This window comes from Psychrobacter sp. AOP5-GZ1-6, assembly GCF_052376345.1.
Lineage (GTDB): Bacteria > Pseudomonadota > Gammaproteobacteria > Pseudomonadales > Moraxellaceae > Psychrobacter.
Genome location: NZ_JBQSVP010000098.1, coordinates 1 through 11,797, shown reverse-complemented (window position 1 = coordinate 11,797; position 11,797 = coordinate 1). Strand labels below are relative to the sequence as shown.

The 11,797-nt window shown below is 42.4% G+C and carries 11 protein-coding genes; 5 read left to right on the top strand and 6 right to left on the bottom strand.

The features are described from left to right. Positions 1–87: 87 nt before the first annotated feature. Both ACT3RN_RS11565 and ACT3RN_RS11560 read right to left on the bottom strand, forming a co-directional pair. Complete coding sequence (locus ACT3RN_RS11565) at positions 88–768, bottom strand: GDYXXLXY domain-containing protein (RefSeq protein WP_225735403.1); 681 nt, start codon at positions 766–768, stop codon at positions 88–90. After that, a complete protein-coding gene (locus ACT3RN_RS11560; RefSeq protein WP_444518656.1) occupies positions 765–3,008 on the bottom strand; it encodes a DUF4401 domain-containing protein in 2,244 nt (747 codons plus the stop codon). Before ACT3RN_RS11560 ends, ACT3RN_RS11565 begins: the two co-directional genes overlap by 4 nt. 97 nt (positions 3,009–3,105) lie before the next feature. Between ACT3RN_RS11560 and ACT3RN_RS11555 the strand changes: the two genes are divergently transcribed. After that, entirely contained in the window at positions 3,106–3,807 is a 702-nt protein-coding gene (locus ACT3RN_RS11555) for an IS1 family transposase (RefSeq protein ID WP_442068403.1), read from the top strand. Between the two features lie 304 nt (positions 3,808–4,111). Here ACT3RN_RS11555 and ACT3RN_RS11550 read toward each other — a convergent pair whose 3' ends face one another. Continuing rightward, positions 4,112–4,459: a carboxymuconolactone decarboxylase family protein gene (locus tag ACT3RN_RS11550; RefSeq protein ID WP_192519899.1), complete on the bottom strand. Its 348-nt coding sequence runs from the start codon at positions 4,457–4,459 to the stop codon at positions 4,112–4,114. Between the two features lie 827 nt (positions 4,460–5,286). On the opposite strand from ACT3RN_RS11550, the gene nfuA reads away from it, so the two are divergent. Then, positions 5,287–5,958, top strand: coding sequence for a Fe-S biogenesis protein NfuA (nfuA, locus tag ACT3RN_RS11545; RefSeq protein ID WP_192519900.1), 672 nt, complete (start codon positions 5,287–5,289; stop codon positions 5,956–5,958). Between the two features lie 306 nt (positions 5,959–6,264). Beyond that, entirely contained in the window at positions 6,265–7,563 is a 1,299-nt protein-coding gene (locus tag ACT3RN_RS11540; protein ID WP_192992390.1) for an O-acetylhomoserine aminocarboxypropyltransferase/cysteine synthase family protein, read from the top strand. A gap of 123 nt (positions 7,564–7,686) precedes the next feature. On the opposite strand, the gene ACT3RN_RS11535 is transcribed toward ACT3RN_RS11540, so the two are convergent. Both ACT3RN_RS11535 and rsmI read right to left on the bottom strand, forming a co-directional pair. Then, a complete protein-coding gene (locus ACT3RN_RS11535) occupies positions 7,687–8,706 on the bottom strand; it encodes an adenosine kinase (RefSeq protein ID WP_192519902.1) in 1,020 nt (339 codons plus the stop codon). 63 nt (positions 8,707–8,769) lie between these two features. Beyond that, positions 8,770–9,681 carry a 16S rRNA (cytidine(1402)-2'-O)-methyltransferase gene (gene rsmI / locus ACT3RN_RS11530; protein ID WP_192519903.1) on the bottom strand — a complete coding sequence of 304 codons (912 nt, stop codon included), beginning with the start codon at positions 9,679–9,681 and terminating at the stop codon, positions 8,770–8,772. A 134-nt stretch (positions 9,682–9,815) separates the two neighbouring features. On the opposite strand from rsmI, the gene ACT3RN_RS11525 reads away from it, so the two are divergent. After that, positions 9,816–10,313, top strand: a complete 498-nt coding sequence (locus ACT3RN_RS11525) for a YraN family protein (RefSeq protein WP_192519904.1) — start codon at positions 9,816–9,818, stop codon at positions 10,311–10,313. 192 nt (positions 10,314–10,505) lie between these two features. After that, entirely contained in the window at positions 10,506–11,390 is an 885-nt protein-coding gene (locus tag ACT3RN_RS11520; protein ID WP_192519905.1) for a BON domain-containing protein, read from the top strand. Positions 11,391–11,415: 25 nt separating this feature from the next. Here the strand turns inward: ACT3RN_RS11520 and ACT3RN_RS11515 are convergent, their stop codons facing one another. Next, the gene (locus ACT3RN_RS11515; protein ID WP_263972664.1) at positions 11,416–11,550 is read right to left on the bottom strand and encodes a hypothetical protein; all 135 of its coding nucleotides are present in this window, start codon (positions 11,548–11,550) and stop codon (positions 11,416–11,418) included. Positions 11,551–11,797: the final 247 nt, after the last annotated feature.

The window sequence follows — 11,797 nt, the reverse complement described above, 5'->3', positions numbered from 1 at the left end:
AACGACAAGCCACAGTAACAAGCCGCGCGTATTTATCGCAATATCAGTTTGGTTAATGAAGGTTGTTAGCTGGCTAGCTTTTATTAATTAATGAGAGGAGTCATCAGCTAATTCAGCCTTATCCTCAACATCAACCCCTTTAATAATTTGAAATTTATCGTTTACCATCTCAGTCAGTAACGGCTCGCCTTTAGCATTGACGCGGAACAAGCCATATTGTGCCGCTTCAAATGACTTGGCATGACCTTCTTGAAAGAAAAAAGCATTGGTCGCCACTTGCACGCTACCGTTACGGATGCGGTAATGAATAGCCAACTCATTGACAGCTAAACTATTAAGGTCATCTCGGCTATTGGTTTTGGCTAAACGCACAAATTGTCCAACATTGTTGCTATCGGTTTTGACGATTACATAGCCGTCACTTGGTTTATAGATTCGAAAATCTGGCTGCAAGCTTTCTAAACTCTCTAAGTTTCTTTCACGCGTTTCGGGTCGCAACGCTGCAAAAACATCAGGCTCTAGCGCATAACTGAGGGTCATATAATCGCCTTGCATAAAGCCGCGCGGATCAACAGGGGCAAGCGCTAATAATACCGTATCGCCAGTGGCAAGATGGGTTTCGTATTTGTTGATATTCATCATCATCAAGCCCAATACCAGCGCCAATCCAAGAAGGGCAATAACAATCATGACTGCCGGTTTTTGTAGCCAATGCATGGTCGGCGATGTTTCTTTAATTAAACGCTTGGTCAGAATTTTATCTTTCATGATAGGCGCTCCTGATGATCGTTGGCGCTCGATTTTATATTTGCAAGATAGCCTTTAATAAGCGTCCAACGCATAAGTAATAGCGCGATACTGATGACCAGCATGGAGACGGATTTGACCAATAAAGACGTATCGAGCTGGTAGTAGTACCAAAAGATATAGCTGACCAACGCCACAATACCAAACCCTAGCAATAGGCGCTGACTATTGGCGACAGCAATGATGATAATTAAACTGGTTGCCAATAAGCCTGAGACGTAAATCGACATAACGCCAAGTATGGCAATAGTGCAACCAACGATAATTCCTGCTGCTGATAGGAAACTGACTTGATAGCGTTTGAGAATTAAAGCAGCACCATAGAGGCTAGCAATAATGAGCAGCCCTTGGGCTAAATAATAGTTGTAGCTGAAAGCCGTACTATAACTGTCAAAGCTATTTCCATATTCAGCCGCGATAAAGTACACAGAAACGCACAACAGCATCAGTGTACTGGCATAGCCAATTGCTTTGATAGGGTCAAAAATGGTCGCTTGCCAGTCGATAGAAACGGACTGTAATAGGCGATAACGTTGTAAATTACTGATAACAACAGTCAGTGCCAACAATCCCAAACTGATCTCAGGCAGATGATAGTAGTTAAGTAAATAAACCACGCAGCCCAAAGCAACCAAGCTACTTAGTATGCGGTAAATAAAGTTCGGCACGATGAAGGTCATACTGCTTTGAAACATTAAAAATAACCATATAGCAAAGGGGTGCTCAATATCACCGCTAATTAATGCGTACGCCACATAGACTTGTCCAGCTACGCTAATCGTAAAGGCTAAGCTGTTTAAAAATATACTACGGCGAAGGTGTTTATTTTTAAATAAGATAAAGCCAGCAATATTTAATACCATGCCCATGACAAAGTTCGCTATCGCACTATCGAGTACGCCAGTATTTTCTAGCAATAAGGTTAAAAAACCGATAAAAAATAGACTGGCGAGAATGCCGCTAAAACCAAAGAATACTTGTATAAACCAAGGGTTATGGTCTTGAGGGTCATTATTAACGGTTTGGTCGGTCTGAGCATCATTATCAATAGCATTTGCATCAATAAGTCCAAGCTGTTGTAGCTGTAAAAGAGTAGTGTCTGGGTGTTTATGGTCTATGTCACCTCTGGCTACCGTACTTGGCACACTGTTTTCGTGATTTAAACGAGCAACCTTACGTAGCCACATCACCGCTGCTGAACTCATTGCAATCAGCAACAGCGCTAAAGTTAGAAGCCCACCCGCATCGAAGTCATCTAATAGCCATTCTCCTACCCAAAACATCACCACGGTAATGATAGAAAATGACAGATAAGTGAGCATCAGCAAATCGATTCGACGTTGATAAAATTGCCAAAGCATAAAGCCGCACCAGCCAAGCCAAGATATAACAGAGATAAGCGTAGCTAAGCGATTGCCACCCTCGAAGACAGGGAAAACCGCTAGATAGGTAATAAAGCAAGTACTGAGTAGACCGACGATATAAGTGCTCCAGTGTAAGCTGGATTTGGTCTGCCTTTTTGTTTTAGGAGGAATAATAGAAGTGAGGTTGGTATGGGTAGTAGCTGCTTGAAGTGTTTGCTTTTCAGTACTGATAACCCAAGTATTGAAGGCGATAAAATTAATCAGTGCTAGAAGCCATACTTGAACAACGTTTTGATAAATATGATTAATAAATGACAAATCTATCAAATCAAGATATAGCATCAGACCAGCATTTATCAGCCCAAGCCACAACAGCCACAGTGCAGGAAAACGCGCGATAACGACCCAAGGCACAATCAATACGGCCCAGCCAAAAAACAGCTGCCAGGTATCAGCGCCCGTCTGATACACCTGCCCAAACAGTGCCAACAAGCTACCGGTAATCACGCTGGCAATGAGCAGTAAAAGCTGCCGGATTAGCTGAAATTTCTGTCTAAAAGAGAGCACAACGTAAAGGGCAATCGTGATAAATAACGCCCCTTCTACCAAAGCAAATTTACCCATTTTGCCTATATTTACCCAGTTATAGGCGATAAAGAAAACTAAGGACAAGACCAGTGCTATCGTGCCAATAATGAGCAAGGCTTTATCAAAAAACGTTAGCCAAGTACGTTTGCTGGGGTAGACTTCTAGGTGAGTTGCTGCCGCCTCGGTATTTTTGAGAGGTAGAATACCTTGGTGCAGTAATTGCTCGATAGTACGCCGTGGTTGGGTCATAGTACCCTCTCATTAAAAACAGTTGGTGGTGTGTCAGAAAGTATGCTGAAGAAATAAAGGAGGGTGACAGCCAAAGCAAGATGATATATTTGAGGTTATGAAGACACAAATAGATATCAGCTGCCCCGACTGTCACAGTCCCAGTTTAAAGAAAAATGGCAAAAAAAGCTATGGCAAGCAGAATTATCAATGTAAGGACTGCAAACGTCAGTTTATTGGCGACCATGCATTAACTTATAACGGCTGTCACTCTAAAGTGGAAGAGCTTATACGGCTCATGACAGTTAGAGGCTGCGGTGTTAGAGACATAGCTGTTATAGCCTCAGTCAGTATCGGTAAAGTATTGAGCACCATAGGCTCATCTGTTTATAAGATCGCGCCTAAGAAGAGCTACTATGAACGCTTAGAGGTTGATGAGTTCTGGACTTACGTGTATCGAAAAAAGCGTAAAGTTTGGCTTATTTATGCTTATGATCGCGCTACCAATGAGATTGTTGCTTATGTTTGGGGCAAACGTGACCTAAAAACGGCTAAGAAGCTAAGAGCACGTTTAAAGCAACTTAAAGTAAGCTACGGCTCTATTAGCATGGATAATTGGGACAGCTTTATAACGGCCTTTAAAGGTGATCACAAACAGGTTGGCAAACAGCATACCATAGGTATAGAGGGTAATAACTGTCGCCTTAGACACCGATTAAGACGAGCGGTTAGAAAGACTTGTTGCTTCTCTAAGAAGCTCGATAATCACTTCAAAGTGTTTGATATGGTGTTCTTTTACATCAATTATGGCTACGTCTGATGCCAGCATACTTTTTAGAACACCACCAACTCAAGATATTACAATCAGTATACGCATGAAGTTATTCCTCAGTTATACCACATAGTCAAATCCATATAAATCCGCTACATCGTCATCCTCGCTAACTATACCAATGTATAGCTTGCATTCAGTTTCCTTGTATCAACATTATTTGAACTCAGCTATAGTTATCAAAAATTATAGGTACAAAAAAACTGTCAATCATAACGATTGACAGTTAGGTTTTATCTTCAACGCTTATGAAGCTCATTTAAATAACGGTTGGTTGAGCTGGAGGCAGACCTTAGTCTTTGTTACTAAATTCCTCAAACGATGCGACCGCTTCAGCAGCATACATCATAGAAGGGCCGCCGCCCATGGCCACACATACACCAAGTGTTTCAGCCACTTCTTCCTCAGTTGCTCCAAGTCGCACTAATGCTTTGGTATGAAACCCAATACAAGCATCGCAGCGTGCGCCAACTGCCAAGGCTAGTGCAATAAGCTCCTTAGTTTTTTTATCTAATACGCCGTCAGCCGTTGCTGCAGCACTCAGTTGAGAAAATGCCTTAGTTGTTTCAGGAATGCTTTTGTGTAGTTTCATCATATTGCTAGAAACATGTTTAGTAATATCGTTAAAGGATTTACTCATGGAATGCTCCTTATCAAGTGTTTTGGGCTAGGGCGTGTCCTCAATTCAATCGATAGTTATCTAATGAATCGAAAATGGCAAATCTTGTCAAACGGCATCAAATAGCTTATGAATATCTCGATATTATCCGAGCTGTTACCCTTGTTTGACGGCAATTTATCTTGTTTTTATCGCCATTTTTAACATGAAGACACACCCTAGTAATTTCTCATAATAGAAATCATTTAATATATCTTATTATAATATATAAAATTAAATATTAATTCAAGATCGTTTTTTGATCATCGTATGTCATTAATCATATTGTGGTACTTAAAATGAAAAAATTGGGGATAAAGAATCGCCGTGAATATAAACATGTTGGCAAAACTCGCCTTAGATGCAGTGAGCCAAAGATGAATCATAAAGATGAGCCATATAGGTTTGTTATAACTTGATAATTACATCAGCTGTCTTTATATAAAAGAGAATGTATCAGTCATTATGTTTGCTATATTCAAGCTTTTTATTTGTACGTAGTAGAGGTAGCTTTGAAAAAATGGATTCACGCCTGCCATTGAAAAAACCGATAGCAGTCATTTGTCGCTACTATGGTTTAATTCATAGTAGCACGGTCGGAATTGTCGCCTGAGTACGGTATAATACTTAATATAAACGTATCACTATTTTTGACAACGGCGTGCGGCATTATAGAAAGCTAGCTGTGATGATTGATACTCCATATAATTTATACAAGTTACCTATTATATAAGCTACCTAAATTTAACATTCACGACACAGCAGCCAAGACAGATATAGCGCTTGTGTCATAACGGATAGGACGTATTATGAGTGAGAATGAGCAAGTAGCACCATCAGCAGACTATGAATCAGCGTTAGATACCGATCAGGCTGAAGCAAAAAGTAATATTACCATTACCGAATCAGCCCAAGGCTACTTGGCAGATTTGTTGTCTAAACAGGATACAGATGGTATCGGTGTGCGTATTTTCGTTGAGCATCCTGGTACACCGCGTGCAGAGTGCTGCATGGCTTATAACCAGCCAGGCGAAGAAGACAGCGCTGATTTATGTTTTACCTATGAAAGCTTTTCTGCATTTATCGAAGCGGCGTCAGTACCTTATCTAGAAGATGCGGTTATTGATTATAATAAAGACCGTTTCGGTGGTCAGCTGACTTTCCGTGCCCCAAATTCTAAAGTGCCAAAAGTAGGCGCTGATGCTAGTGTGGAAGAGCGCATCAACTATGTATTACAGTCAGAGATTAACCCTGGCTTGGCCGCGCATGGTGGTGATGTACAACTGCTTGAGCTGATTGAGGAAGAAGGCATTGGCTTGACTGCAGTATTAAAATTCGGCGGTGGTTGCCAAGGGTGCTCAGCCGTTGACATGACATTGCGTCAGGGTGTTGAAGTGCAGCTGAAACAGCAAATTCCAGAATTAACGCAAGTGGTTGATGATACTGACCATACTCGTACTGAAAACGCTTATTATAAATAAAAGCAAGCCAGATTAGTGTACGAGGACACTGACGAGCTTTATTGTTAATGAGCTTTTATGGTTGTGTCATAAGTGACTGTACAATAAGTTTCTGAACAATACATGCATGTACGATAAATGCCTATACGATAAGTGATTGGTTGTTTTTTTTAGAAAGAAGTTGAGTTATGATTAACTCAGCTTTTTTTATGCCTCTCATTTAGCAATGAGCATTGAGCGATAAGTATTTAGCAATGGATATTTTGACATAGACTTTTTAATTATAAAGTATTTACTTAATCATAAACGAATATGTAGGAGAATAGTATGAGTGACGGACAACCAACCAATACCCCACGTCTTGAAACCTTGGCAATTCATGCCGGTTATAGTGTTGAGCCTACGACCAAAGCAGTTGCAGTACCTATCTATCATACTAGCTCGTACGCTTTTGATAATACTCAGCATGGTGCGGATTTATTTGATCTAAAAGTCGCGGGCAATATCTATACTCGTATCATGAACCCGACCAATGCTGTATTAGAAGAGCGCGTCGCAGCACTGGAAGGCGGCATCGGTGCGCTTGCTGTGGCATCTGGTATGGCCGCCATTACTTATGCGATTCAAACCATCTGTGAAGCGGGTGATAATATCGTGGCGGTATCGACCCTATATGGTGGTACTTATAATTTATTTGCTCATGCGTTGCCGCGTCAAGGTATCGAAGTACGCTTCTTCGACCATAAAGATCCTGAAGCGATCCGTGATTTAATCGATGATAAGACTAAAATGGTCTTTGCTGAGAGTATTGGTAATCCACTGGGTAATATTGTCGATATTCAGGCGTTAAGTGACATTGCGCACGAATATGGTGTGCCAGTCGTGATTGATAGTACGGTTGCGACGCCTGCGCTATGTCGTCCGTTTGAGTTTGGTGCGGATATTGTCATTCATTCATTGACCAAGTATATGAGTGGTACAGGTACTTCGATTGGTGGCGCGATTGTCGATAGTGGCAAATTTCCTTGGGGCGACCATCCTGAGCGCTTCCCATTATTGAACACGCCAGATCAAAGCTATCATGGCGTAAACTTTGTTAAGGATGTGGGTGCAGCAGCGTTTATCGCTCGTGCTCGTGTGGCACCGCTACGCAATACTGGCGCAGCGCTTAGCCCGCTAAATGCGTTTGGTATTTTGCAGGGTATGGAGACATTGAGTTTACGTATGGAGCGCCATGTGCAGAACGCGAAAGCAGTTGCTGAATACCTACGAGATCATGAGAAAGTGGCTTGGGTGAAATATGCAGGATTGCCTGATCATCCTGAGCATGCGCTTGCTAAGAAGTATATGAAGGGTACTCCTTCTGCTATCTTAACCTTTGGTGTTAAAGGCGGGCTAGAAGCTGGCGCTCGCTTTATCGATGCACTGCAGTTGATTACGCGTTTGGTTAATATTGGTGATGCCAAATCGTTGGCTTGTCACCCAGCGACCACGACCCATCGCCAGTTGAATGAGCAAGAACTTGCCAATGCTGGCGTGAGTACTGATATGGTACGACTGTCGATTGGTATCGAACATATCGAAGATATCAAAGCAGATTTAGAGCAAGCTTTGGCTTTAGCTTAGGGCGTGTCCTCAACTCAATTGATAGTCATTTAAATAGAGTAAATAAAAAGCCCATATCGAATTCGATATGGGCTTTTTCGTAAAATAAATGCTAGGCCATCTCATCAGTTATTGGTTTAATCACTAAGCAGATAGTACACGCTGCGCAATATCTTTATAATCTTGTGAGACGAGGCGCGGTCCAAACTGTTGTATCACTTGTGCTGCCACTGCTCCAGCAAGTCGTCCGCATTCTGGCAAGCTATAATGCTGTGATAAGGCATATAAAAATGCACCTGAGTAGTTATCACCTGCGCCATTGGTATCGATGACATTGGCGACAGCAGGCGTGGCGACTTCATAGATTTCAATCTCTGATTTGTCATCGGGCTTATGAGCGATAGTTGCCCCATTAGGGCCATCAGTCACAACCGCTGTGTGACAATAGTCAAGCAGGGCACGTGTTGCCGCTTTAATTTGTTTCTTTTCCGTAAACAACTTAGCTTCCTCACTATTACAAAATATCACCGCAACTTTGTTACCCAGCATATTGAGCAAGCCGTCTTTGGCAAACTGGACTACTGCAGGATCAGCAAAGCTTACTGCAATCTTTGTATTATGAATACCGGCTTGTTGACGTAACCGGGTCATTGCTGGTTGGATGCTCTCAGACATGGCTAAATAGCCTTCTATATATAGCCAATCTGCTTGTGTCAGTGCCTCAAACTCAACATTATCAGCAGTGATGTCGCTTGAGGTGCCGAGATAGGTCTGCATGGTACGTTCGCCATCTTCAGTGACCGCGACCACACAGGAGCCAGTCACGCCGCCAGCATGAATAGATTTTTCTGAAGTTGTTACGCCAGCTTCTAGCAAGTCCTTTAGGTAAAAACTGCCTTGGTGGTCATCACCAACACGGCAAGCATAAAAAGGCTTGCCACCTAGGCTAGCGAAAGTATACATCGCATTAGCTGCTGAGCCGCCACCAGCTTGCTTTGATGGGTCAATATTAGCAAGTTTGAAGTATGCAAGTAGTTGTTGTTGCTCTTCGATACCAGCCAGTGTCATATGACCTTTAGTCAGATCCGTCTCTTCTAGTGCTGCGTCAGACAGCACATATTCGTGATCAACTAACGCATTACCTATCGCCATTACATCGTACATTGCTTACTTCTCCTAAATTGATTTATAAACGCATATTTTTTAAATAAGGATGTCTCTAGATATTTATTCCGATTGCAGTTCAAGTAGTCGTTGATACAGCGCATTCTTTTTTACACCGGTAATATCAGCGGCTAATGTGGCTGCCTTTTTGACGGATAAATCCTCCAACAGACGCTGTAATAATTTATCGTGAACACTGATGTCATCGGCATCTTGTGTGACGTCTACACCAGCGACGACTACGACTATCTCACCGCGCTGTTGATTGTCATCTGCTTTGACAAACTCAACCAAATCGCCAAGTGTACTCTTGCGTACTGTCTCAAATGTTTTGGTCAATTCACGGCAAAACGCGACCTCGCGATCTGCCCCAAATATCGCTGCCATATCTTCTAAGCTGGCAAGAATACGATGCGGTGCTTCATAAAATATTAGCGTTTCGGTACGTGAGTTTAAAGCAGCCAGATGTTTTTGGCGACCATGTGTTTTTGCAGGTAAAAAACCAATAAAACTAAAGCGGTCTGAGGGCAGTCCTGCGACTGACAGAGCCGCAATAGCAGCGGATACGCCAACGATAGGTGATACGGTAACACCAGCAGCATGTGCTGCTTGTACCAACTGATAACCTGGGTCACTGACTAGTGGCGTGCCAGCATCGCTGATCAAAGCAACCGAGTGACCTTGTTCAATCATCTCAATGATTTTCGGTGTTTGAATGGCGCTATTGTGCTCATGATAGGCCCACAGTTTATTGTGACCTTTTTGCTTTTCGGTGGTATCCGTATCGTCTGCAGTACTGCCTTTGGTATCAATACCGAAATGTGACAATAGCTTGCCTGAGGTGCGGGTATCTTCGCAGGCGATGATTGCGACCTGCTTTAAGACATCAATTGCATGCGGCGTCATGTCGCTGAGATTACCAATTGGCGTGGCAACGATGTATAGACAAGCTGGCATCGCGGTAGGGGTAGACATGAAAACCTCGGGTCATTAAAAAGAATAAGGCACAGTTCCCATATAGTCATCGTCTATTTATTTTTCAGTTAAATAGTGAGCGTTTAAATATCTATCGATGATATCGCTAGGCGTGCGAAAGTGGTTAGTTTAGCATGATGTGCTATGATAATTCTGCAATGTTAACCAGAGAAATCGACATCATGGTGCAGCATAAACCTCTGACTCTTATTTCACCAAAACAACGTCAAGGCGTCCAGTTTGAACAGCATGCGTGTGAGTTTTTACAGGCGCAAGGATTAAGACTGATTGCACAGAATTGGCAACAGCCAAAAGTAGGTGAGCTAGATTTAGTCATGATGGAAACAGGGCGGGCATGGTCAACGCTGGTATTCATCGAAGTACGGCAACGTAAACAGTCAGGATTTGGTGATGCCGCGCTGAGTGTGACGGCGAGCAAACAACGTAAAGTGATTAAAGCTGCTCGCTACTTCTTGCAACAGCATCCTGAGTTTAGTGACTATGAATGTCGGTTCGATGTCATCGCCTATAATACGGTTGATAAAAACACACAGAAAAGCGGTATAAAAAGCGACATGACAGACAATCAACCGGACTGGCTACAAGGGGCGTTTATTGCCAGTGCGTGGTAATCGTTTATAGATTTTTTATTTTTTGGGATCACATAATGCTTGGTATCAAGCTTGCGTTACCAAAAACCTAACTTCCTTCAGCAAAAATTAAGTAAAGTAGCTAAGCTTATAACAGCTAGATTTACAACAGCTAAAACAATACCATTAGCTAACCTTCTATCATCGTCACAATTATGTTTTAAGAGGTAACTCATGACACGGATGCATTTGCGCACTGCTATTTTTGGTTCATCACGCCGTATTACCATTGGCACGATGCTAATGGCTAGTATCATCACCACTGGCTGTACTACTAACTATTTGACCAATAGTACAGAGGGTACCTATGGTGTACCGATGACAGAGCGTACTATTCCGCAACGCCTGCTGGATCGGAGTATCGAGCATACCGCCAAAATAAACGTTTATGGATTACAAGAAGACCTGCAACAAACCAGCCGCATGAGCATTGATAGCTTTAATAGTGAAGTGTTGCTGACAGGTGAAGTGCCTACTGAAGCCATCAAAACAGAGATAGAAAAAGTCGTCAGTTCTATGCCTGATGTGCGTCGCGTTTATAACGAGTTAAACGTGAGTGCCTCAAAAGGTTACAGCTCCACCGTGCAGGACGGTTATATCACCTCAAAACTGCTGGCGAAAGTGGTCGCTAGTAACGGTGTTAGTACTTCACAGATTAAAGCGGTGAGCGATAACGGCGTGGTTTATATCATGGGACGCATGACACCGACTCAACAGAGTAATCTCATTGATATTGCCAACACGACGGTTGGTGTGACAGAGTTGGTATTATTGACAACAGTCGTCGATGATAGTGGCGTACAGATAAGCGAAGACGATATTATGTCTGATAGCACTTTGGCAGATACAGCTTCAGCACCAGCCGTAAAAGGAGTTGCTGCTGCTAACCCAAGTCCAGTCAGCTCTAATTCAACTAGTTCTAACTCAGTGAGCTCTAATGAGTCCGCTGCCAGTTATTCAACCAGCACCGAGGCAACACCCGTTATAGTCACAGAAGAAGGCACAACAGGTGAGCAGCCATCATCAAGCCCTTACATTGATCTGTATAAAAATCAGTAGTAAAGCGAAAGCCGATAAGCAGTCATCATAGTTGAGCCACTGCAAAACCAATACTGGGTGCATTTTTCTTAGTTTTTGTTTGCTGTACCTCTATTTGCTTAGCCTCTGTCTGCACAGGCACAGCAAGCGAGGAAAATGTATGCCAGTATCGCAAAGTCATATTTGTATCTCGTTTATTTAGGACTGACGATACTTAACTTATAAACCAGATAGATCCAGATAAAGAAGTAATGGCTGTTAAGTGATTGATGTCAATGACAAGAACACTAAACAGCACTAACAGGAAAAACACGATAAATCCTGAGTTAGTCAGTAAAATATAGGCAATCAGCAAACGAGTAGCCAGTAAGATCACAAGCAGTACTTGTAAAGTAGGTTATCGTCATGCTCATAATTGTTTATAAATA

Coding starts and splice junctions, on each gene's coding strand:
- ACT3RN_RS11565 (WP_225735403.1), bottom strand. CDS start 768: ATGAAAGATAAAATTCTGACCAAGCGTTTAATTAAAGAAACATCGCCG.
- ACT3RN_RS11560 (WP_444518656.1), bottom strand. CDS start 3,008: ATGACCCAACCACGGCGTACTATCGAGCAATTACTGCACCAAGGTATT.
- ACT3RN_RS11555 (WP_442068403.1), top strand. CDS start 3,106: ATGAAGACACAAATAGATATCAGCTGCCCCGACTGTCACAGTCCCAGT.
- ACT3RN_RS11550 (WP_192519899.1), bottom strand. CDS start 4,459: ATGAGTAAATCCTTTAACGATATTACTAAACATGTTTCTAGCAATATG.
- nfuA (WP_192519900.1), top strand. CDS start 5,287: ATGAGTGAGAATGAGCAAGTAGCACCATCAGCAGACTATGAATCAGCG.
- ACT3RN_RS11540 (WP_192992390.1), top strand. CDS start 6,265: ATGAGTGACGGACAACCAACCAATACCCCACGTCTTGAAACCTTGGCA.
- ACT3RN_RS11535 (WP_192519902.1), bottom strand. CDS start 8,706: ATGTACGATGTAATGGCGATAGGTAATGCGTTAGTTGATCACGAATAT.
- rsmI (WP_192519903.1), bottom strand. CDS start 9,681: ATGTCTACCCCTACCGCGATGCCAGCTTGTCTATACATCGTTGCCACG.
- ACT3RN_RS11525 (WP_192519904.1), top strand. CDS start 9,816: ATGATGTGCTATGATAATTCTGCAATGTTAACCAGAGAAATCGACATC.
- ACT3RN_RS11520 (WP_192519905.1), top strand. CDS start 10,506: ATGACACGGATGCATTTGCGCACTGCTATTTTTGGTTCATCACGCCGT.
- ACT3RN_RS11515 (WP_263972664.1), bottom strand. CDS start 11,550: ATGACTTTGCGATACTGGCATACATTTTCCTCGCTTGCTGTGCCTGTG.